The 21,555-nt window shown below is 66.4% G+C and carries 16 protein-coding genes and 1 pseudogene; 3 read left to right on the top strand and 14 right to left on the bottom strand.

The window, feature by feature from the left end:
• Positions 1-260: 260 nt before the first annotated feature.
• Entirely contained in the window at positions 261-1,502 is a 1,242-nt protein-coding gene (locus NMK44_RS31230) for a helix-turn-helix domain-containing protein (protein WP_254749474.1), read from the bottom strand.
• 1,606 nt (positions 1,503-3,108) lie between these two features.
• Between NMK44_RS31230 and NMK44_RS31225 the strand changes: the two are divergent.
• Positions 3,109-3,650: pseudogene (locus NMK44_RS31225) on the top strand (integrase core domain-containing protein); the annotation flags it as partial.
• A gap of 392 nt (positions 3,651-4,042) precedes the next feature.
• Here NMK44_RS31225 and NMK44_RS31220 read toward each other — a convergent pair.
• The 8 genes from NMK44_RS31220 to NMK44_RS31185 form a co-directional block, all read right to left on the bottom strand.
• The gene (locus tag NMK44_RS31220) at positions 4,043-4,831 is read right to left on the bottom strand and encodes an inositol monophosphatase family protein (RefSeq protein ID WP_254749472.1); all 789 of its coding nucleotides are present in this window, start codon (positions 4,829-4,831) and stop codon (positions 4,043-4,045) included.
• Between the two features lie 184 nt (positions 4,832-5,015).
• Positions 5,016-5,813 carry a TauD/TfdA family dioxygenase gene (locus NMK44_RS31215; protein ID WP_254749470.1) on the bottom strand — a complete coding sequence of 266 codons (798 nt, stop codon included), beginning with the start codon at positions 5,811-5,813 and terminating at the stop codon, positions 5,016-5,018.
• 85 nt (positions 5,814-5,898) lie between these two features.
• Complete coding sequence (locus NMK44_RS31210) at positions 5,899-7,257, bottom strand: thymidine phosphorylase (RefSeq protein ID WP_254749468.1); 1,359 nt, start codon at positions 7,255-7,257, stop codon at positions 5,899-5,901.
• Positions 7,254-8,546 carry an aminotransferase family protein gene (locus tag NMK44_RS31205; protein WP_254749466.1) on the bottom strand — a complete coding sequence of 431 codons (1,293 nt, stop codon included), beginning with the start codon at positions 8,544-8,546 and terminating at the stop codon, positions 7,254-7,256. The genes NMK44_RS31210 and NMK44_RS31205 overlap by 4 nt, the downstream gene beginning before the upstream one ends.
• Before the next feature lie 50 nt (positions 8,547-8,596).
• The gene (locus tag NMK44_RS31200) at positions 8,597-9,397 is read right to left on the bottom strand and encodes a thioesterase II family protein (protein WP_254749464.1); all 801 of its coding nucleotides are present in this window, start codon (positions 9,395-9,397) and stop codon (positions 8,597-8,599) included.
• The gene (locus NMK44_RS31195) at positions 9,394-10,665 is read right to left on the bottom strand and encodes a DegT/DnrJ/EryC1/StrS family aminotransferase (RefSeq protein WP_254749462.1); all 1,272 of its coding nucleotides are present in this window, start codon (positions 10,663-10,665) and stop codon (positions 9,394-9,396) included. The genes NMK44_RS31200 and NMK44_RS31195 overlap by 4 nt, the downstream gene beginning before the upstream one ends.
• Complete coding sequence (locus NMK44_RS31190; RefSeq protein WP_254749460.1) at positions 10,577-11,671, bottom strand: Gfo/Idh/MocA family protein; 1,095 nt, start codon at positions 11,669-11,671, stop codon at positions 10,577-10,579. The genes NMK44_RS31195 and NMK44_RS31190 overlap by 89 nt, the downstream gene beginning before the upstream one ends.
• 97 nt (positions 11,672-11,768) lie before the next feature.
• Positions 11,769-12,950: a glycosyltransferase gene (locus NMK44_RS31185; RefSeq protein ID WP_254749458.1), complete on the bottom strand. Its 1,182-nt coding sequence runs from the start codon at positions 12,948-12,950 to the stop codon at positions 11,769-11,771.
• Between the two features lie 102 nt (positions 12,951-13,052).
• Between NMK44_RS31185 and NMK44_RS31180 the strand changes: the two genes are divergently transcribed.
• Together NMK44_RS31180 and NMK44_RS31175 are read left to right on the top strand one after the other, a co-directional pair.
• Positions 13,053-14,318, top strand: a complete 1,266-nt coding sequence (locus NMK44_RS31180) for an MFS transporter (RefSeq protein ID WP_254749456.1) — start codon at positions 13,053-13,055, stop codon at positions 14,316-14,318.
• Between the two features lie 5 nt (positions 14,319-14,323).
• The gene (locus tag NMK44_RS31175) at positions 14,324-15,310 is read left to right on the top strand and encodes an SAM-dependent methyltransferase (RefSeq protein ID WP_254749454.1); all 987 of its coding nucleotides are present in this window, start codon (positions 14,324-14,326) and stop codon (positions 15,308-15,310) included.
• Positions 15,311-16,110: 800 nt separating this feature from the next.
• Here the strand turns inward: NMK44_RS31175 and NMK44_RS31170 are convergent.
• From NMK44_RS31170 to NMK44_RS31150, 5 genes are read right to left on the bottom strand one after another with little or no spacing between them, the layout of a single operon-like run.
• Positions 16,111-17,379: an ATP-grasp domain-containing protein gene (locus NMK44_RS31170; RefSeq protein ID WP_254749452.1), complete on the bottom strand. Its 1,269-nt coding sequence runs from the start codon at positions 17,377-17,379 to the stop codon at positions 16,111-16,113.
• Between the two features lie 39 nt (positions 17,380-17,418).
• Positions 17,419-18,696: a DegT/DnrJ/EryC1/StrS aminotransferase family protein gene (locus tag NMK44_RS31165; RefSeq protein ID WP_254749450.1), complete on the bottom strand. Its 1,278-nt coding sequence runs from the start codon at positions 18,694-18,696 to the stop codon at positions 17,419-17,421.
• A gap of 25 nt (positions 18,697-18,721) precedes the next feature.
• Positions 18,722-19,519 (bottom strand): SDR family NAD(P)-dependent oxidoreductase, encoded by a 798-nt coding sequence (locus NMK44_RS31160; protein WP_254749448.1) that lies wholly within the window; start codon positions 19,517-19,519, stop codon positions 18,722-18,724.
• The gene (locus NMK44_RS31155; protein ID WP_254749446.1) at positions 19,516-20,247 is read right to left on the bottom strand and encodes a cupin domain-containing protein; all 732 of its coding nucleotides are present in this window, start codon (positions 20,245-20,247) and stop codon (positions 19,516-19,518) included. Before NMK44_RS31155 ends, NMK44_RS31160 begins: the two co-directional genes overlap by 4 nt.
• Entirely contained in the window at positions 20,247-21,413 is a 1,167-nt protein-coding gene (locus NMK44_RS31150) for a 2-deoxy-scyllo-inosose synthase (protein ID WP_254749444.1), read from the bottom strand. Before NMK44_RS31150 ends, NMK44_RS31155 begins: the two co-directional genes overlap by 1 nt.
• Positions 21,414-21,555 lie beyond the last annotated feature (142 nt).

The following is a 21,555-nucleotide window of genomic DNA, read 5'->3' as shown; positions in this document are numbered from 1 at the left end:
TCGCAGCGAGTGGTGCTGGAACTGCAGATATTCGTCGAGCTGAAGGCCCCGTCATGACGCGCCTCGATCCTGAACATTCGCCAGCTCGTTGTTCTACGCTCGCGCCTGCCCGAGGGCGATGTATCGACCGCTGCCCCTGTCTCACTCCTATCCACCGCGCCCGCTGGGTGAGTACAGGCGGCGCAATCGCAGAGGGGCGTGCGAACGGAGGCAGGCAGTGATCAGCCCAGCTTGATAGTCTGCGCCCCTGGTTCTCCTGGTCAATCAGCTATAACAGCTGAGCTGTGGAGCTGTGCCAGAGTTTCGGCGAGGGTACGCCAAACTTCTGCGGCCAGATCGACGTTGAGGGAGTCGTTCGCCCGGCGAGCGAGGTCTTGCAGCGTCCGAATGCCTTCTTCTGGCTTCCCATCCAGGACGAGTAGTTGGCTGCGCAAGACGTCGAGCCTGACGCGGTCACGGAATGAGAGACGGAGGTCGTCTTCCCTCAGTTTTTCGCACAACTTGCTGGCATCCGCTGTGCGGCCCTCATGGAAGGCCAGGTGTGCTTGAAGGACCAGGAGCTCTTGCCGTTGGAGCGGAGTTCCGATCAGCTCGAGGGCAGTCTCCGCCTCCTGTAGACGGAGACGTGCGATGTCTGTCCGTGGCGGATCAACCTGGAGATAGAGAGATGCCGCGGCCAGTCGAAGGCGCATCCACAGCATCAAGTCATCACGACTGTCCAGCCGCCGCAAAGCCTGTTCGAGGAAATCCTGTGCCGCTGCGTGGTCTCCTTGACGTGTGCGCACGGCGGCGGCTGTCCACAAGGCCTCGACCGGGAGAGCACCCGATGCGTCTCCTACCAGTGCGCACAGGTCGTCGGCATGGGCTCTGGCATCCGGCAAGCGCCCTGTCTCAGCTTCTGTGGATACCAGCACTAGCAGCGCTGTCGCGGTGTCATGCACGGACAGTTGGTGCTGCTGGGCGATATGGAAGGCATCGATCGCACACGTATACGCGTCATCGGTGTTTCCCAGCGCGCGCATGCAGCGAGCTGCCTGAGTGCGTGCTCTTGCGCGCATCTCGGGGTTTCCCAGCTCGTCCGAGATACTGGTCAATTCCTGCAAATGCTCGAATTCCTCGTTGTACTGGCCGCGCTGAGTCTTGATGCGGGCGAGTAGCCACAACGCCTGCCAACGAAGCGCCGGATTGCGACCGTCGTCGGTGGCGATGGCGTCTGCGAGAAGTTCAGCCGCGACATCGTCGTCGGGGGAGGAAGTCACTGTCGCGAGGACGCCTGCGAGAGATCCGGTAGTTGGTTCTTCGAAGGCGGAGACCGGGACTTCGAGTTGCTTGGCCAGATAGGTGACGATTCGCTCAGTGGGTGGACGGGCTCCCGACTCCAGCCGTGACAGATAGCCGGTGGAGATCTCTTGCCCGCCCAGCGTGGCCTGTGACAGGCCACGCGCAAGGCGCAGTTCCTTGAGACGTCGCCCGAAAGACGGCTGTTCCAAAGTGTGCCTCATCCCGCCGAGCCTCCTGTCAGCCACCATGCCAGAGAAGACCGTCTTCGCTCATTGCCCAATCGGAGCTAACGCCCAGGCAGGCCGGTCCATATGCGGTGGGCTGCTCCCGGGAGGTTCTGATCCGGTGGTGGTCGGTCACAATCAGTCCTTCGACAACGCTCTCCATGACGTGACTGCTTGGGCTAGCGCGAGAGTAGCCCGTCTGTGCGTCGTCTGGCAACCTCCAGTTTCCATACTTGACAACAGGGAGTGAGGCAGCGACGAGCCACGTCGTGGCTGGCAGGGTTCCGAGTGATGTCTAGGTCCTTGCTGCCTGGGCGGGACATGTAGCCCAGAGTCTGGGCGTGCTCGCATCGATGCAGGTTCATATCTTACGCAATGGGACAAATTACCGCGGCCACTTGATGTCAAAATTGGCAATTAATGTCGGCAAGTAGTTGCCAAGTTTTGCGTCGTCGAGGTAGCTTCCTAAGCGGCCGCCCGGGACGCCGGTCTCCGGTGGTACGACCACTCATCTCTGGGGGGAATCATGAGGGCGTTTCTTCGCCATGCCTGTCTGTCGACGGCAGCTGTACTGGGGGCAACCCTGCTCCCGCTCGTGTGGCAGTCGGGCTCTGTTGGGGGAGTGTCTGTCCACCAGGTGGAGGACGCGAGGCAGCAGGTAGAGTCCGGCGAATCGACTGAAATTGACTGGCCGTAGGTCATTACCGTTCGCTTAGGTACACATGGGGCCGACGGCTAGTATCCCTGTCGCAGATCGCTATCGTCGCTGAGATGGAAGCACCGCGAGCTGCCCTTCGCCGCCCGCTGCCGGGCGGCGAAGACTCGACTGGGGCCTCTTCAACACCGACGCAACCCTTGCGCCAGGCCGCCGACGCTGATTGCATCAGCAACGATCAGTGGAGCGCGGTCACCTTGACGTCAACGGGGGTGATGCGCGCCGAGTTCTGGCGCCCGAACACCGCGGCCTGGCGACTGACCACTGCCCCTGCATTTCGGATGCGGCATGCCCCGTTCCGTGGTGGGATCCGCGGCATAAGCGATGCACTGCGTGCTTTGTATCAAACAGTACTACGCCACGATGCCGCTGTGATTCTCCGACGTCGGGGAGTTCGGAGCACTGCGGCTGTTGGTACGGAAGGAACCGGGAACCTCACACAACGCCGGCCTGAGCCACGCCCAACCTGTCGTGGAGGGCGCTGGTCGTCACCGCCACTGATGTCTTTCTGGTGCGTGCCCGGCAGCGTGAACTGGGAGTGCTGGAAGCCTTCGAGTGGCTCGCAGAAGCAGCTTTGAGCTCCGTACCGTAGTCGAAGACGCCGACTTATCGGTAGTAGAGCGACCGTTGATGTCTCTAGGCCCGCATCGCATCGTGCCTCCGCAACCCTTGCCCAAACGGTGCCATGATCCGAGTGGCGGAGACCAATGACCCGGCCTTGCCGGAAACGCTCGCTCTCGAGCGTCCTGGCCTCCGCCGAGGCGGGAACCGCGGTGGGCTCGGCAGGCGCTGCGGAACTCTCGGCAGTGGCTGAGGAACTGACTGCGGACGACAGGGTCGAGGCGGCTCGGGCCGACCTCGGGGCGGCTGGGTACAGGACACTCGTCGCAGCTCGGCTGCATACCCGACGGCGGGGGCTGGCGTATCCATGGCCGTGCTGCCTGTCCCAACCGTCGCCGCACCACAGGCGTTCGACTACATCCACTCCGCAGTCGACAACCACAGCCGCCTCGCCTGCAGCGAAGTCCACCAGGGCGAGAAAGCCGCCACCTGCGCGGGCTTCCTGCAGCAAGCCGCAGTCTTCTTCGCCACCCGCGGCATCCCGCGCATCGAACGTGTCCTGACGGACAATGCTGGTCCTGCCGCGAGAGCTTCTCCTGGCGGCAGGCGCTTGCAAAGCTCGGCGCTGCCGACAAGCTCACCCGCATCTACCGGCCGCAGACCAATAATGGCAAGGTCGAACGCTTCAACCGCACCTTGCTCGATGGGTGGGCCTACCTCCTACGGCCCTACACCAGCAACGATGAACGAACCGCCGGACTGGACACCTCCCTGCGTAACTACAACCATCACCGGTGCGTGACACACCGCCACTCGGAGGCAAGCCGCCTATCAGCCGTGTGAACAACGCTACGGGTCGATACACCTAACTCCCGTCGGCCCAGGCCGATTCAAGGCGGCTTGCCAACCACCGAGGTGTTGCCTGAAGAGACAACCTCAGGCACGCGAGCGGAGCGGATCCGCCAGGCCCGCCCCGCGAGCCCCGGACCCGGCGTGCGCAGGCTCGACGGTAGAACCGATCAACCCCTTGCGGTCCGGGTGTGGGCGTCGCTGACCACCTACCCTGCGGCGGCGCCCGCACCGCTCTGCCCATCCTGCATATGGGACAGCCTGGAAGAGACGTGTTTCGGCGAAGCCGATCCTTCTCATGTGCGAGCGAGCCCCCAGGCGATCGGTGATCGCAGTGGCGAAGGCGGACCGGGGAGCTTCTTCGCCGGCTCCGCCAGCCCGCCCTCGCTGCTTCGGCCACCGGCCCCTGATCTCAGTCGGCCAGCAGCTGGCTCAGGAGCTCGTGGACGTGGGGCCCGCCTGCCAGGACGCCTTGGGCGAACGTGGTGACGATGCCGCCGGCCTCCTCGACGATCAGTCGGCCAGCGGCCCAGTCCCATCGGGACAGCTCGTCCTCGAAATACCCGTCGAGGCGCCCGGCGGCGATCCAGCACAGGTCGATTGCCGAGCTCCCAGGTGCCCGTATGTCCGCGACGTGTGGGGCGACCCGCGCGACCTGGGCTGCTTGCCGCCGCCTGTCCTCGGGTTGATAGCCGAACTCCGTGGCGAGCACGGCTTGGGGGAGCGGCACAGGATCCGCAACGCCGATGGGGGCGCCATCGCGCTGACTGCCACCGCCGCGTACGGCGGTGAACTGCTCCCCGCGCATCACATCGTGGACGACGCCGACCACCGCCCTCCACGTCCCGGCGGTGTATGCCTCGCAAGCGATGCTCACGGCGAAGTGCGGTATCTGGTGTACATAGTTGACCGTGCCATCGAGCGGGTCGATCACCCAGCGCAGGTCGTTGTGTGATGCGATGCTCTCGCCGTCCTCACTCAGCAGACCGTCGAGCGGCCGTGACGCTGTCAGGCGAGCCCGAATGGCGGCATCGCTCGCGACATCGGCGGCGGTCACCGGGTCCGTCGGAGAGGATTTGGTGCTGAGTGGTTCCGGGGCGGATGTCAGCGCGAGGATCGCCTCGCTTGCCTCGGTCGCCATGGCCCTGCCCACGAGGAGCAACTCCGCCAGGTCGGCCCGGACGCCGTCCGGCTCTGTCATAGCGTCTCCTTACCACGCGGTTCAGTGCGTCGGGCCCGAAAGACGGCGAAGCAGCAGCGATCGGCCTCGCCTGCTGCTTCGTCGTCTTTCGGGCCCCGGACAGGCTGCGGGGGAGCGGAAGCCCCCCGCAGCCCCGGCCGTCTCCTGGGCTCAGGGCCCCGTATCCGTGCCGGACGTGGTCTGATCACCCGCCACCCGGGTGCCGCAGGTGAAGGCTGCGGAGCAGGCGCCGGCGCCTGCCCGGGCCGTCGCGGTACTTCGACCGGCCGTGTGAGATGCGCGTGTTGTCCATCACGATGGCCTGCCCTTCGGCGAGGGTGAAGCGCAGGGAGTACGGGCTGCCTTCCTGCCGTGCCGAGCGAAGGAACTCCAGGCCACGCCCGGCCGCCACGGGGTCGTCGACCGCTGACGTCTCCCAGCGGTCGGTGGCGTCGACACAGTACCTGCAGACCAGCCGATCGCCGATGACCGCGAACGCCGGCCCCCTGTTGGCCTCGTCGGAGCCGTTGAACGTCGCCCGGCGCACCAGGACACCGGGGGAGGTCAGGGCCCGAGCTGCGGCTGGGTCGGTGTCGAGCAGCTCCGCGAAGGCGGCGTGAGCGTTGAAGACAAAGCTCTCGCCCCCCTCAGCGCCCTGTGAACAGCACAGCAGAACAGCTGACTTGATCACGCCGATGTCCTGCAGGGTTCCGTCGCAGTGCAGATCCTGGCCAACGGTCGTCTCGAAGTGGGGGTGGCGCGAATCCTCCTGGACCTCGGGAGCGGAGATGCTGGACACCCGGGGCGAGGCGTATCCAGCCTTGGTGTAGAGGGGCGGCACAAAGGGTTCGCCGAGCTCCAGCGCCTGGGCCAGGTGCTCCACCGTGTCCTCCCCGCACTCTTCCGGGGTGAACTGAACCAGCGCGAAGCCGTTTAGCCGGTAGCGGGCAACGGCCTCGGCTGCCTCAGCCTCGGAGACCTGTCGGGCGTCGGCCACGGCCACCGGCCGAGCCGGGGCTGTGGCGAAGGAGGTCGGAGTGGTACAGATGGCTGAACGCAGCTCATCGGGGGCTGTTGTCAGGGGCATATCACAGTTCCTGGGGTTCGAAGATTTGGTGAACGGCCGGAGGCGGGGTGACCTTTTGGTCTCCGAGTTGGAACGCTGATGCCACAAGTGATCGTGCTGCGTCCGCGTCTCCCAGGTCGTAGTGGAGTTCCGCGAGGATGTCGCCCTTGTCAACCCGGTCGCCCACCCGGTGGTTCATCCGGACACCAGCGCCGTAGTCCAGTGGCGCGTCGTGGGTCAGGCGTCCGGCCCCCAGCAGCAGCGTCGCGCTACCCACGGCACGCGGGTCGATACGGGTGATCCAGCCGGACTCCGGGGCCTTTACCACCAGCCGCTGCGAAGCGGTCGGGAAGCGCTCCGCCTCGAGATCGGCGGCGTCCGCGCCCTGCGCGACCGCCCACCGTACGAACATCTCGTACGCGGACCCGTCGTCGATGACCCGGTTGACCCTGGCCGCGGCCTGCTCCTCAGTGAGCAGGGGGTCGACGCTCTGCAGCATCAGGCGGCTGATCGTCGCGCAGAGATCCCACAGCCCGGGGGGTCGCTCCCCACGGAGAACGGCCAGCGCCTGCCGGATCTCCATGGCGTTGCCCACCGCAGACCCCAGCGGCTGACTCATGTCGCTGAGCACCGCCCGCCCGCTGAGACCGAAGGCACGGGCGAGGTCAAGCATCGTCTCGGTCAGTCGTACCGCGCGGTCCTGTTCCGGGATCAGCGCCCCGGCGCCCGTCTTGACGTCCAGGACGAGTCCGTCGGCACGGACGGCGACCTTCTTGCTGATAATGCTCGCGGCGATCAGCGGGATGCTCTCCACCGTGCCGGTGACATCGCGCAGCGCGTAGGTAGCTCCGTCCCCCGGAGTCAGATCGGAACTCTGGCCGGTGATGACCATACCGACCGAGCGGATCATGGGCACGATCTCGCCGGTGGGCAGGTAGCTCCTGAGACCCTTGATCGACTCCAGCTTGTCGAGCGTGCCTCCGGCAAAGCCGAGGGCCCGTCCTGTCATCTTCGCCACCGGCACGCCGCATGCGGCGACCACCGGCACCACAATCAGGGTGGTGGTGTCCCCGACACCGCCGGTGCTGTGCTTGTCGACGACCGCTCCGTCGACCTGGCTCAGATCCAAGTGCCCGCCGCCGAGGGCGTATGCACGGGTCAGTGCGGCCAGTTCCCCGGTGGACAGGCCTCTGCACGCCACCGTCGCCAGCCAGGCCGACATCTGGTAGTCGGGGATACGGGCGGCGACGAAGTCGGCGACGATGCCCGAGGTCTCCTCGTCGTCGAGGAGTGTGCCCGCGCGCTTGCGATTGATCGACTCGAGGATCCGGGCGGAGGCGGCCATGTCCTTGATTTCCCTCGGGGCCGACGCTGACATCATGCGGCCACCTCAAGCGCCTTCCCGATGGTCTCGGCGATCGACTGGACCACGGTCTCGTCACTCGTCAGAGGAGGTACAGCCATGACGACCCGGCCCTGGCGACGGAGCAGCAGTCCGTTCTCCTCGGCCGCGGCAACGAGGTGCACGGCTTCGGCCTCCTCGGCGAACTCAAGGGAGACGAACAGCCCCAGACCGCGTACGTCCGTGATGCCCCCGGTCCGAAGGAACGCCTCCAGCTTCCGGAGGAGAAGCCCGCCGAGCTGGTCGGACCGCTCGACCAGGTTCTCGCGGTCCAGCAGATCCAGGGTAGCGAGGGCGGCGGCAGCGGCGAGCGCATGGCCCGAAGTGGTCTGCCCGAAGCGCAGCCCACCGAGGTACTCGTCGTCGGCGAACGCCTTGTAGATCGTCTCCCTGACGCTGACGGCGGCGATCGGCGCGTAGCCGCTTGCCAGACCCTTGCTGGACACGACGATGTCGGGGACCACGTTTTCCCGCTGGAATGCGAACATACGACCGGTACGCCCGTATCCCGTGGACACTTCGTCGATGATCAGCAGCACTCCGTTGGTGTCGCACAGCTCCCTAAGCCCGGCGAGGAATCCGTCCGGCAGAACGACACCACCTCCCACGTTGAGCAGCGGCTCGATCACGACCGCGAGTGGCGGGCTGTCCGGATCCTCGGCGAACGCCCTGCGCATGCTGTCGAGCAGCGGTCGGAGTGTCTCGGGACGCCGCATGTCCCGTGCCGACGTGGGCAGGGGCACCCGGGTGACCGGAAGGGGCTCCTGGAAGGGGTGGGCCAGGTGCGGCAGTCCCGACAGGCTCCGGGCCAGCACAGTCGAGCCGTGGTAACCGGAGTCGAAGGTCACCAGCCGGGTCCGCGGGGTGCCCCGTATACGGGCGTACATGGCGGCGATGAGCACCGCCGCCTCGCACCCTTCGGTGCCGCTGTTGGTGAGCAGCGTGCGGGAGAGTTCCGGGGGCATGAGCGCGGCCACCCGCTGGGCGACCGCACCTGCCAGGACATGGGTGGCCACGGACAGGTCGTAGCCGTGGAACCGCGAGGCCTGCTCGCCGATTGCCTGGGCGATCTCCGGTAACGCGTAGCCGCAGGTCAGGTTGAGCGAAGAGGCGTCCAAGTACTCCCGGCCCTCGATGTCCGTGACATAGGGCCCGGTTCCCTGCACGAGCATTCTGCGGGTCATGGGCGCGGTCACCGGCGACCAGATGTGCCACAGATGGTCGCGGTCCCGCCGACGGGCCGCTTCAGGGTCGTCCGCGGGGTTCACAGTAGGTCCGTCCGCGGGATCTGTGGTGGCATCAGCGGATGCCTGCGCTGTCATGACCGACTCCCGTCGATAGCTGTGGGTACGCCCGTGCCGGTCTGACCGGCGGCTGACATGGCCGCTCTCAGCAGCTCGTGGGGCGGCTCCTCGGTGAGATAGAAGTGACCCCCGGGCACCGTCACCTGCGCGACCGATGCCGTGGTGAGACTCGTCCACGGACGGCGGTCGGTGTTCTCGTCCCGGTCTCCGGTGACGACCGTCACCGGGCACCGCAGAAGCGGCTGCGCGGGCATGCGGTAGCCGTGGTACAGACGGGCGTCGCCCATGACATACGGCAGGACCAGTTCCCGGAACAGGGCGTCGTCCATCATGTCGTGGCTGGTGCCGCCCATGGAGAGCAGCTCCTCGACCACCACCTGCTCCTCATCCGGCTCCTGTGCGGCCTCGGGCAGGGGCGCGTCGCGCGAGCCTGAAGCGAAGAGATGCGCGACCGGCACGCCGGATGCCTCAAGGGCACGCGCGGTCTCCAGTGCGATCGGCGCCCCCATGCTGTGCCCGAAGAGCGTCAGGGGCAGGTCCGCAAACTCTCCCAGTGCGCCGGCGATGTCGCGGGCGAGCATGGGCAGGTCCTCGGCCAACGGCTCACCGATCCGTTCGGCTCGGCCCGGATAGCACACTGCGAGGACCTCGGCCTCGGGGAGGCCGTCAGCCCACTCTCGGAAGAAAGACGCCGATCCGCCCGCGTGCGGAAAGCAGACGAGACGGTACGCGGCGCGGGGAACCCGGCTCCAGCGCCGAAACCACGGCTTCCCTGCTGTGTTCCCACCCTCCTGTCGCGGCGGACCTACGCTCACCCCTGCCCCCTCATCGCGGAGCCGGACAAGTGGTTGGCGACCTTCTCAACGACCGCCCGAACAGCTGTGAGGTACTGTTCGTCCTCCTCCTCGTAACCCGCCGGCGCGCAGGGAACGGAGATCTTGAACGTCCGTGCCGCGAGCCGGTCGGCAACGGGGAACCGGGCCCGGATGCAGGGCCGGTCGTAGGTGGTCACCGGTGAGATCGGGTTCTGGAATAGGTGCAGGGTGTGCAGCGGCGAGGTCGCCTTGGGAATGTCGAGATCGTCCAGGCCCTCCGCGTTGCACGCGGCCACCAGCCAGTCCCTGCCGCCCGGAATGACGTCCGGGTCGGCCTCAAAGAGAAGGGCGTAGTGCGCCGAGATCCGGTCGCCCGTCGACAGCGTCAGGGGAATGATCCCCTCGATCCGCGTGAACAGCTCCGCGATCTCCCCCGCGAAGCCCTGCTTGCCCTTGACCCAGGAGGCCAATTCAGCGACCTGGCCAACGGCAAAGGCGATTGCCAGCGGATGCGCACGGTACTTCAGACCGTGGCCGGTGACGGAGTACGGGTAGAGCTCCCCTTCCGGATCCATCTCTTTCATGGCCCGCTTGTTGAAGTGGCCCAGAAGCTGCGCCCGGTCGTAGACCTCGCGGCTGCTGGTGCACATCACACCGCCCTCACCAGCGGCGACCAGCTTCTGGGTCTGCATGCTCCAGGCAGCCGCGTCCCCGAAGGTGCCGACGGGGCGGCCGCCGTAGGTCGCGCCGTGCGCGTGGGAGCAGTCCTCGATCAGGGCGAGACCGTGGCGTTGGGTAAAAGCCACGATGGCGTCCATGTCGCAGGGCAGGCCCCACATATGTGTGATGACGATCGCCTTCGTGCGGTCGGTGATGAGCTGCGCCGCAGCCTCCACGTCGAACGAACCGTCGGGCTTGGAGTCGACCAGCACTGGCAGAGCGCCCAGTTGGAACAGAGACGCCGAGGTGGCGAAGAAGGTATAGCTCGGGCACAGGACCTCGTCCCGCGGCCCGAGACCGACTCCGTAGAACGCGGAGTGGAGGGCCGCGGTACCGGAATTGGTCACCAGGCTGAATGGGACGTCATGGGCCATCGACCATGCATCCTCGAACTCGGCGACAACTCCCGATCGGTCGTAAATCGAGAGTTGGCCGCTCTTCAGCTGGCGCAGGACGCGCTCAGACCACTCCGGTCGCTGCTTCGGCCAGGGGTACGCTATTGCCCGATCCAGAATGGGCTGCCCGCCGTCGATCGCCAGCTTCGACACAGAGATCACTTGTCCTCTCATTGAGCGTCTTGACAGAGCTCTTTTGGGAAATCGACTGGTAGAGCGATTCGATGGTGGTGGTGATCTGCACACCGTCGATCACTTCGCGGCGGGTGACCTCTCGGTTGGAGAGGTTGTCCAGTACGTCCACCAGCAGTACGGACGTCGAGTCAACGGCCCGGTCACCGTCGACCCGTTCCACCAAGGTGTTCGAGCGGTCGAACCGCTCGAAGGAATTCTTGGTCAGCCTGATGTGCCCGTCGGCGCCGTGGATGCGTATCAGCTCTTCCTTGCTGGCCTCGCAGAGGGACAGCCGGAGTGTTCCCGTGACACCGTTCTCGTACGAAAGGTTCGATAGCACCGTCTCCTCGATGTCGTACGCGGCCGACGGAATCAGCTTGGGAGCGGCGCTGGCGTAGACGAGCGACGGCATGCCGAAGAACCAGTGGAGCAGGTCGATGATGTGGTAGCCCATGTCGATAATGGCGCCGCCGCCGGAGGTCGCCGACTGGGCCCTCCAGCCGGCCTGGTAGGCGTCGGTGCTGAGCTGGTAGACGGCGTCGAAGTGCCTGACCTCGCCGATTTCCTGAAGCGCGGCTTTCGCGCGCACGTACAGCGGGTTGTAGCGCCGCTGTACGCAGATGCGCATGTGACCGTCGTGCTTCTCGACGGCGTCGGCGAGTTCGTACGCCTGCGGCAGGGACAGCGCGAACGGCTTCTCCTTGATGAAGGGGATCCCGCGCTGGAACAGATCCTTCGAGACATCGACGTGCGTGTGGTGCGGTGTCACCACGATGGCGATGTCGGGCTGAACCTCGTCCAGCAGAGCCTTGTGATCCCTGAAGAAGCGTGGACGGGAGGTGCTGCCGAGCTTTTTGAGCTCATAGGCGAGGCGATCCTCGGCCGCAGCATCCACATCGCAGGCGGCGATGATCTCTATCTGCGGGAACAGACCGACAAGTGCCGGAACATAGTCTTTGAGCGTCCTACCGCCGATACCAATCACTGCACATCGACGCGTTGTTGAGCCTTGCACGGAAACAACCCCTTTGGTTGGTAAGCGATGTCAGTCGTGCAACCAGGGTGAGTACGTGATTGGGACGTCAGTGCCCGTCCTTGCCGAGAATTGCTACCGTGTTGGCAACGCGCTCGGCCTCGCGAAGGACGGCGTCCTGGAGTCGGTCGCTCAGCTCCGCCACCGGAGGGAGGACGCGGCACTCGTCGACGTGGCCGTCCGGGTAGGGCAGGGCGAAGCCGGCCAGCGGCAGAACGGTCAGTTCGGCGTGAGTGTCGAACTGGGCGGCGACGTCGGGGGCGGGCCTCTGCGTCGAAGGATCGATGGCGGCCCCGAGGACCAGCAGGCTGCTGCCGGACGCCGTCCCGATCACGGCGCCCAGGGAGTAGTCAGGCCCGCGGACCGCCGCATCCAGCTCGCGACGGACCTCGGGCAGGGCCTCGGCCGTCTCCGTCCAGCCGAAGGCCAGGGCGAGTTCCAACTCCAGGCGAGGCCACTTGGCCAGGTAGTAGCGGTTGTTGATCTGCGCAGTGCGCCCGTTGTCCGAGACGCTGCGCAGGTGGGGCAGGTGGAGGCCGTACACATCCTCCCCAAGCATGATCGGCGTGCCGGTCAGGGAGATCCGCAGCGCCCACTCCTGGTCTTCGGGGCCCCAGCCCTGGAAGCCTTCGTCGAAGGTGAGGTCGTGCTGCCTGACCGTCGCGGTGGGTATGGCCACCAGGCCGCCTCGGGCGTAGACCCAGGGGAAACGTCTGAACGCGGTCGTGTGCTCCGCGGTCCAGCGTTCGTCTTCGACGACCCGATCCTGGGCCTCGAACCTTGCCAGGACCTCGCGGTAGTGGCTGAACGGAGCATGCTCGACATGCTCGACGTCCGTCTCCACTTCCTCGTCGTAGCCGATCATCTGCCCGGCCACGCACACGTTCTGCCCATGCACGTAATACCGCTCGTAGAGGTTCTCGAGGAACCGGGTGGGCAGCACCATGTCCGCGTCCATGATGAGCGTCACCTGGCCGCGGGCATGACGCATGGCCAGGTTCCTGGCCATGTTCAGGTTCCAGGGGGCGGCGGAGAGGACCGAGAGGATCGTGAGCCGGTCAGTGAACTCCCCGCATGTGGAGACGTACTCCGGGGAGTACTCCATCGCACCGATGAGGACCTCGAATCCGGACGGGTCCATCGTCTGCTCGGCAAGGGCGGACAGGACGAGGCGGATGCTCTCCAACCGCTGTTTGTAGGGGATCACGACGCTGAATTTCAGGTCATCCATGCCAACAGTGTCACCCAACGTTGCCTAGAGTGGCAATAGTTGTGCCTTGTGTGGCAGAAACGCGGTAGGCTCCGCGGAACGCGACAACGGGTCGGAGGGGACATGGCGGAAGCCGAGAACAGCATGTCCGATGAGGAGACGGCGGGAGTCGGGCAGGAGGAGGCTGTCCGCAACACATCGGTCCCACATCGGCTCCGGTGGGCGTCGATGGCCCCGTTCTTCCTGACGGGGTTCGTCTTCGCGAGTTACTTCGTGCGGATCCCATGGTGGAAGTCGGGGTTCGGGCTGTCCGAGGGCGAGTTGGGTGTCTTGCTGATGGTGCCTGTCCTCACGGGCCTGTTGGCGATGCAGGCGACAGGTGGCCTGGTCGGGCGGTTCGGCAGCGCATCCGTGGTGCGGGTGGCCTCACTCGCGCTCCCGCTCTCGCTCGTCGCGATGGTGCCGGCGACCTCGGCGGACTCCCTCGTGTGGTTCGGTGTCGCACTGGCCCTGTTCGGCGCAGCCGACGGCCTCATCGACGTCTCTATCAACGCGCACGGCATCGCGGTGGAGAAGGCCATCGGACGGCGCATCATGAACAGTTGCCATGCGGCATGGAGCATCGGCTCCGCCGTGGGCTCCATGCTCGGCGGCGTGGCGCTCAAGGTCGGTTTGTCGCTGATAGTGCACTATACGGCCGTGGGCGCGGCCATGATCCTGCTCGCACTGGCGGCCGGGAGCCAGCTGTTGCCCGCCCAGGCGGACCGCACGCGATCTGAGACAAAGGCGACCGACACGTCGGGCAACGGCTCGCCGGCCCGCTCGGGAGCTCTGGCAGGCTGGTCCGCGCGCCTGTTGCTGCTAGGCCTGACGGGTACGGTCGTCCTCGTCGCCAGCGGAGCTGTTGGCAACTGGAGCGGTATCTACCTCCACGACGACCTGGACGCCTCCATCGCCGTCGCCTCACTCGGTTACATCGGTTTCAGCGCCTGCGAGGCTGGCGGAAGACTGGTAGGCGACCGGCTGCACGAGCGGTACGGCGCGCGGACCCTTGTCTGCCTGAGCGGTGGCGTCGCCGTATTTGGCTTGGCGGTCGCAGTGCTGGCTCTCGGCCCATTAATCGCCGTCGCGGGCTTTGCGCTACTCGGCCTCGGGCTCTCCGTACTCGTGCCGATTATCTTCAGTTCGGTGGGGCATGGCGGCGAAGAACTGGGTGCGACCAGCGCGGCGGACGCCCTGGCGAAGGTCAACACCATGTCGTACACCGGCCTGTTGATCGGCCCAGTTCTCGTCGGCTGGTCCGCGGAGGGCATAGGCCTTAGGGCGACCCTGGGCGGAATGGTCGTTCTTCTCGCCGCGACCATGGCGACAGGGCTCAGGAAGGTGTGAGCCTCATGACACTCATGAACACCGAGCGACCAATCATCATCGTGGGGTTGGGGCCCGGCCAGGAGGAAGCCGCGTCCCGGCGGGCACTGGAAGTGGTGCGTGGCGGATTCCGCGTCTACGTTGCAGCCCCCGGACATCTAGCCACGTCCCTGGTGGGCGAACCCCGTGCGCTCCCCGAAGGGCTGAGCGGCGATCCTACTGCGATTGCCCGCTTCCTCGTCGATAAAGCCTGGGACGGGGAACTGCCGGTTGTACTCGCGGTACCGGGATCGCCGTTCGTCGCGGAGCCGATCGTGTCCAGGCTCCTGTCCCTATACAGCGATGACATCCGAGTGATTCCTGGGGTGTCTTTCCTCGACACGTTGTGGGGGAGCTTGGGCGTCGATCCTTTCCAAAACGGGGTCCGCCTGGTACCCGCCGACAGTGCACAGGTACAGACGCTCGGGAGCGGCCGCCCTGCAGTCATCACCGATCTCACCGCGGCCTCGGTGGCCAGGCTCGCCGCACTTGCCAAGGAGGGGCTGCCCGGCGAGGTCGTCGTGGCGCACCACGTCGGACAGCCGGACGAATCCCTGCTGCGGGTTCCCTTGACCGAGCTGGGTGAGGTCGGGGGATTGGATGAGTACACCTCGCTGTTTCTCCCGAGGGCCACAGTCGCCGGCTCCACGCTGGCCGAGGCTGTGAGCGCTCAGCACCGCGGCACGCGCATGGGTTATGGCATGGCGGACCTCGAGGCCGCCTTCGCCGATGTGGAGGCGGAGGTGCTGGAGGCGCGGGAAGAGCCGAGCGAGTCCGAGGTCGGGGACATCCTGTTCGCTGCGGTACAGGTAAGCAGACTCCTCCAGGTCGACCCCGACCGAGCACTCCGAGGAGCCGTCGGCCGATTTACCGGGCGCCTGGACTACATCAACGGACTCGGTGAGAACCTCGCAGCCTGCTCCCCCGAGCAGCTGCGCCGATTTTGGGCCGAGGCCAAGCGGCAAGGTGGCTGAGGGCCGCTCTACCTCATCTGCGGTGCGGCGCCCCGGCGCCGGGGAACCGTGGCTACCTGGGAGAGTTGGCCGCTGGCCAGATCGCCTGACCACCCGTCCGGCCAGGTGACGACCACCTGGGAGTCCGTCGCTCTGGATGACTGTTCTGACGAGAAACCTCTACGGTGGCCGGGCACGGCGGGATGGCTTTTCAACGATGAGTGTTGAGAGCTGGTGTCGCGCTGGGTGGCGCTGGTCAGGCTCCTGCGGGGTGAGGGTGATCTGGCGCCCCAGCCCGCGCTCAAATGCCTGGCGGAGAGCCTGGCGACGGACACACCGACCGGTCGTCCTGCCGATCGCGTGGCGCTCCACCTGTAGTACCGGAGCGGTCTGCTTCATCTTCAACCACCGGCGCAGCTAGGGCAGTCGCTGAGTAGATTCCGAGGGCGCGGTCATTGGGGGGCATCGTGCCTATTAGCGTTAAAAGATTGCCAAACCTTGGAGCGCTGGCCGCGTGGTGAGCGCTCCGCAGCAGGTCGACGTGCTTCGGACGAGGAAGCAGCGGACTCGGATCGCTGGAGTGACCGGCGGGATGGGGCGGGCCTTGTCCGCTCCATGACCGACAACCGGGGCGAGATCAACATCGCCCCGGTGAAGCTGCGGCGCCGTCTCATTGGTCAATTCCTCGACTTGGCCTCCAGAGCCCAGCGAGGGGCAGCCGTCGGAGTCGTGCCGGTTTTGTGGAGTCCGAATGCGCCTCATACTGAGCCAACGCAGAGGTGGGGGCTGTGACCGTCCCCACGCTTTGTGTATGCGCGGACTCAACGCACATGGAATACGAGGTCCTTGAGGGAGTCGACCGCCTCGCGGTCGTGCAGTAGAGCCTGTTCGTCGGTGCTGGCCAGCAGCACACGCAGCGGACTGGAGGTGAGGTCCGTGGTGGGCCGGATCCGCTTGCCGGGACCCGAGCGCAGCGCCACCGCGTACACGCTGGGCAGTGCGGCGATCTTGTTGACGACGGCCTCGTCCACACTCTCCACGATCCCGTCGAGCACCGTCGGCGCCTCGTAGACTGCAGCGGTTTGCAGCGGGCGGTAGGTCAGACCGCCGTGGGTACGGGCGAAGTCCTCCGGCTCTGTACAGGCATAGGCGACCAGGCGGGCTACGTTGGTGCCCAGGACCGCGTCGTAGAAGTCCGGGATCATCGCGCCGTTCATCCGCGCGCCGATCTCGACAAGGGTGGGGCCCTGCGGGGTCATGATGATCTCAGAGTGGGCGGCGCCGTGCCGGATGCCGAGCGCGTCGAGGACCGTGCGTACGTAGGCGAACAGGGCGGAGACGGGCTCACGCTCGGGGTCGAGCAGGACGGCCATGTCGTAGATCTGACGCCCGCCGCCAATGGCCTTGCGCCGCGACTCCCACACGTCGGCCAGGTAGTGGGTGCCCTTCGCGGACACTGTGTCGACGGAGAACTCCGGGCCCTGCAGGAAGGACTGAACTAGGACTTCGGTGTTGGGCTCGTCGAACACGGTGCGGGAGGCAAGGATACGGTCGACCGCGGCGGCCACCTCTTCGAGGGTGTGGCAGATGTACACGTTGTCGGCTGACGCGGACGCCAGCGGCTTGACCACGACTGGTGTGGTGCCCAGAGCGTGGGCCCAGTCAGCGGCCTCCTGGGCGGAACCGGTCTTCAGCTGCTCGGCGCACCTGATGCCTGCTGCGCGGAGCGTTTCGATCATCTCGTATTTGTCACGGCGCGCCCGGGACAGCGTCGTGCCGTTCCCGGCGAGGTATAGCCGCTCGCTGAGCGTGTCCGCGAGCCGGACGCCCGGCTCCTGGCCCGGTATCACGGCAATCGGATCGAGTGCGGCTAGGCGGTCCACGGTGGCTGCCACGGCGGTCTCGTCTGGGCACACCAGCCAGTGAGCATAATCTTCAGGCCGGGGCTGAACCATGGTCGCGTACGGCTCGGCCGAACCCAGAACGTGTACGGCCTGGTATCCGCGCTCGGCGAACGCTTCGATCAGAGCTGGCGCGTTGGAATAACCGTCCACGATCACAACGGTCTTCCTAGAAGAAGTTCTGGTCATTGTGTCCCTCACTTGGGATGTCTGGGGCGGGGGCGCTGCTTACCTCGCAAGGCGGGAGCGGTGGGCGAGGACGCGACGGAAGGCCTCGGCGATGTCGCGCATGTCCGATGCGTCGCCGAGGAGGGCGCTGTGGTGGAAGGTGAGGAAGGATTCGGCTGCCTGGCGCGCCACCGGCAGGTCGTAACCCCCGGGGCCGATCTGCTTGAGATGCTCGGGGCTGATGGCGAACCGGGGCCGTGATGATGGGTCATACAGCGGGCTTGCGTACAGCGGCTGGTACACCGGCCGTACGTGTAGCCCCAGTTCCGCGGTAACGGCCCGGGCGATGACATCCGACGGCACGGTGCGCAGCACGTCGTCGGGCAGCGCGGCCGCATACCCGAAGTAGGTACGCTCGGTGGTGTGTGGTGAAGTGCGCTGCGGGCTCAGGCCGAGCTCGCCGAGCAGTTCGTCAAGCAGCACCGCGTTGGCGCGACGTATCGCGTTCTGCCGGTCCAAGTCGGTGAGTTGAGCGCTGAGCAGCGCCGACTGAAACTCCGACAGGCATCGGTTGCTGCCCATCAGCTCACCGGTCTCCACCAACTCGGGCATGCCGACACCAGCGAAGTCGGCGCTGCGCACGCGGCCGTCCGCGTGCAGGTGCTCGATACGCCGGGCGAGGTTCGGGTTGTCGGTCACAGCGGCGCCGCCCTCGCCGCTGCTCAGCACCTTGGTGTGGTGCATGCTGAACGTGCCGACATCACCGAAAGTGCCCGCCTTCAGGCCCCGGTACCTCGCACCGTGGGCCTGCGCGCTGTCCTCGATCAGGGCGAGTCCGTGTCGGCCTGCGATCGCCTGCAGGGCATCCAGGTCGGCCAGCGCCGAGTACAGGTGGACGACCACGATCGCCTTGGTGGCCGACGTGATGGCCGCCTCGGCGGCTGCCTGGTTCAAGCACAGAGTGTGCGGGTCGACGTCCACAAAGATCGGCACGGCGTTCACGCCGAGCACCGTCGACGCTGACGCCGCCCAGGACAGGGCGGGCACGATCACCTCGTCACCCGCCCCCACTCCGCACGCCTCGAGGGCCGTCATCAGGGCTGCGGTGCCGCTTGCCGTGGGCACGCAGTGACTGGTGCCAAGGTAGGCGGCGAACTCGTCTGCGAAGCGTTGCTCGCGAGTCGGCTCGCCGGTGCAGGGGCTGGCGATTGACCAGCGCTCCGAGTGCAGTACGTCGAGCAGTGCCGCTCCGGCGCCCGCAGCGGGCTGTGGCCACGGCGGCCACGGCCGGGCACCGCGCACGGGGGCCGCACCGTGCATGGCAAGTCCGGTTCCCATGGGTCAGATCTCCTTGGAGAGTGGGCTATAGCAGGCCGCGGATGGTGCCGCCGTCCACGCCCCAGACCGAGCCGGTGACGAAGGACGCGACGTCCGAGGCCAGGAACGCTATGACGTAGGCCACTTCGTCGGGCGTGCCCATCCGGCCGAGTGGAAGCTGACGTTTGGTCATCTCGTACTCGACCGCTTCCTTGGCGCCCCGGCCGTGCACTTGGCCGAGCGTGTCGGCGAAGCCGCCGGGCCGGGTCCACAGCGGCGTCCACACCGGCCCGGGCGCGACGGCGTTGACCCGCACCACAGGGCCTTCGGATAAGGCGAGGCTCTTGGTGAGGCTGAGCAGCCCCGCCTTGGAGACTTGGTAGTCGGCTGGTCCGGCCTCCGGTTGTCGGGCCAGGTCGGAGGCGTTGGTGACGATGGCGCCGCGGCCGCGCTCACGCATCCCCGGCAGCACGAGCCGGATGGCGCGTACCGCGCTGAGGAAGTTGATCTCAAACGTGTGCAGCCAGTCGTCGTCGGTCAGCTCGGCGAAGCCGCGGGCCTGGCACTGTCCCACGTTGTTGACGAGGATGTCGGCGCCGCCGAGGGCGTCGAGGGCGCTGGTAACTGACACTGTCACACCGGTCGCGTCACCCAGGTCGCCGACCACCCCGGTGACCTCGGCGCTCTTGCTCAGTTCCTCGACCACCACGGACAACTGCTGCTCGTCGCAGTCGAGCAGGGCGAGCCGGGCGCCCTCGGCCGCGAGGACCCGTGCGGTCTCGGCGCCGATACCATTCGCGGCGCCGGTGACGATGGCGGTCCTTCCATCGAGTCCGAGTTTCATGCGACGCCTACTTCCGTGCTGATGACCCGCAGCGGGCCGTTCCCCGTGTTGACCAGGCGATACGCGTACTTCGGTGGCGCCGCCACCGACAGGCCAGGACTGCCGGCGTACTCGTCGTCACCGATGGCGATGACCACGGCGCCCTCCAGGACATGCAGCACGATGCTGCAGTCGGGGGGCACCTGCTCGTCGACGCGGTCGCCCTGCGCCACGTCCAGCAGACGGAACTGCCGCCAGTCACCGGTGAAGTGTGGAGTGAGGTCGACGTGCGCGACCCGGGTGCTAGTGCCGGGCGGGAGGAGGTCGGGCACGTGCAGTCGCGAGGGCTTGGCGGTCGGCCCCTGACCGGGGAACACCTCGCTCACGAAGAAGTGCATGTCTTCGTCGCTGCGATTGGCGATCGAATGGGCGGAACCGATCGGGGTGGTGACGAGGTCGCCGGCTCGGACCTCGATTTCTTGGCCGTCCATGGTGACGACGGCCCGCCCGGAGACGATGTAGTAGATCTCCTCGGTCCGCAGATGGATGTGCTCACCGACCGAGCTACCTGGTTCGATGACCACGTACTCGACGCAGTTCCACTCGCCTTCTAGGTGCATGCCGTTCATCAGCATCTTCCAGCGGCACACCCCCTCGCCGCCCACCTGCCGGTGGGTGACAGCCGGGCCGGAGGTGTCGTTGGCGATGGGCCCGAAGGGGCGGCGTTCACCGCGGACGACGGTGGCCATCACACACGCGCCAGAACGTAGCGGTCGCTGAGCACGGACTCGATGCCGAGCCGCACCGTGTCCTCGTCGACCTGGGTGATCAGTTTGCCGTCGGGGCGGTGGACGCGACCGAGTTCCTCGAGGAGGATGAAGTCGACAGCGCCAGTACGTCCGGGAACGTAGCCCCGCTTGTTGTCCAGGCGGATGACCTCGAGCACGGAGTCCGCGTCGATGCCTTCGGGGAGCTGCACCGGGGCGCCGTTGAGTTCCAGCAGACGGCGGTGGGCCTGCTCGTCGGAGCGGTCGAGTAGCCCGAGCTCCCGGGACATGCGGGCGGCCGCGAGCATCCCGATGCCGATGGCGAAGCCGTGCCGCAGCCGTCCCCCGGTCAGCAACTCCGCTGCGTGGCCGGTGGTGTGGCCGTACTCCAACACGAGAGCCTCGTGCTTCTCAGTGTGGTCGTCGCGCATCACGGAGGTCTTGGCATCGACGCACAGGTCGATGAAGCGGGTGATGTCCTCGGGGGAGTAGCAAGCATCGGTGCGCAGCATCCCGGCGACCTCGTCGTAGCGCTCGGGCACGATGCCGAGCACGTTTTTGATCATCTCGCAGAGCGCGGAGCGGGTCTCGTCGGCAGGCAGTGACTCCAGGAAGTCCAGGTTGTTCCAGACCAGGGCCGGCGTGTGGAAGGTGCCCAAGTGGTTCTTACCGCAACGTGAGTTGACGGCCTGCTTGAGCGAGAGCACCGAGTCCGACATACCGAGCAGGGTGGTTGGCAGGTGCACGAGCCGTACGCCGCGAAACAGCAGCGCAGCGAGCAGCCCCGCAATGTTTCCGATAACGCCGCCGCCGAGCGCGACCACTACGGACCTGCGCGTGATACCGCTCTCGAGGGCCCGCTCGGCGAGCTGGTCGAGGACGCCTAAGGTCTTCTCGGTCTCGTCGGCCTGTGCCTTGACTACTTGGGTCGGGGCGACGGCGCCGAGGGCCACTTTGGTCGCGGCCACCAGGCTGTCGGGCAAGCCGGCGTCGGTGACAACGACGAAGCGGTCAGCGTCGAGAGCGTCGAGGCGTGTGCGTAGGTCATTCCACGCGGTGCGGCCGTGTCGGACGTGAAAGTCGTAGCTGACGTCGCCGAAGCGGACTCGTCGGTCGAGTCCGGAGCGCAGTCCGGCAGGAAGGGGCATGTCAACTCCGTTAGCACATATGGGATTAGGGGCCCGGCAGTGCGGTGCCGGGTGCAACGAGAAGAACTTTGCCAGATGTGACCAAGAGTTGACAATATTTGGCAATGGATCCATTAGAGGATGTCTCGCCATTCCCAAACCG

Source organism: Streptomyces cucumeris (genome assembly GCF_024295805.1).
GTDB lineage: Bacteria > Actinomycetota > Actinomycetes > Streptomycetales > Streptomycetaceae > Streptomyces > Streptomyces cucumeris.
Note: the sequence above shows the minus strand (reverse complement) of the source record. Positions and strands in the feature narration are given on the sequence as shown.

Excerpts from the sequence above, each read along its gene's own strand:
- NMK44_RS31150 (WP_254749444.1), bottom strand. The coding sequence starts at position 21,413 with ATGCCCCTTCCTGCCGGACTGCGCTCCGGACTCGACCGACGAGTCCGC.
- NMK44_RS31210 (WP_254749468.1), bottom strand. The coding sequence starts at position 7,257 with ATGATGTCAGCGTCGGCCCCGAGGGAAATCAAGGACATGGCCGCCTCC.
- NMK44_RS31185 (WP_254749458.1), bottom strand. The coding sequence starts at position 12,950 with ATGGATGACCTGAAATTCAGCGTCGTGATCCCCTACAAACAGCGGTTG.
- NMK44_RS31160 (WP_254749448.1), bottom strand. The coding sequence starts at position 19,519 with ATGAAACTCGGACTCGATGGAAGGACCGCCATCGTCACCGGCGCCGCG.
- NMK44_RS31155 (WP_254749446.1), bottom strand. The coding sequence starts at position 20,247 with ATGGCCACCGTCGTCCGCGGTGAACGCCGCCCCTTCGGGCCCATCGCC.
- NMK44_RS31230 (WP_254749474.1), bottom strand. The coding sequence starts at position 1,502 with ATGAGGCACACTTTGGAACAGCCGTCTTTCGGGCGACGTCTCAAGGAA.
- NMK44_RS31220 (WP_254749472.1), bottom strand. The coding sequence starts at position 4,831 with ATGACAGAGCCGGACGGCGTCCGGGCCGACCTGGCGGAGTTGCTCCTC.
- NMK44_RS31165 (WP_254749450.1), bottom strand. The coding sequence starts at position 18,696 with ATGGGAACCGGACTTGCCATGCACGGTGCGGCCCCCGTGCGCGGTGCC.
- NMK44_RS31175 (WP_254749454.1), top strand. The coding sequence starts at position 14,324 with ATGACACTCATGAACACCGAGCGACCAATCATCATCGTGGGGTTGGGG.
- NMK44_RS31180 (WP_254749456.1), top strand. The coding sequence starts at position 13,053 with ATGGCGGAAGCCGAGAACAGCATGTCCGATGAGGAGACGGCGGGAGTC.
- NMK44_RS31170 (WP_254749452.1), bottom strand. The coding sequence starts at position 17,379 with ATGACCAGAACTTCTTCTAGGAAGACCGTTGTGATCGTGGACGGTTAT.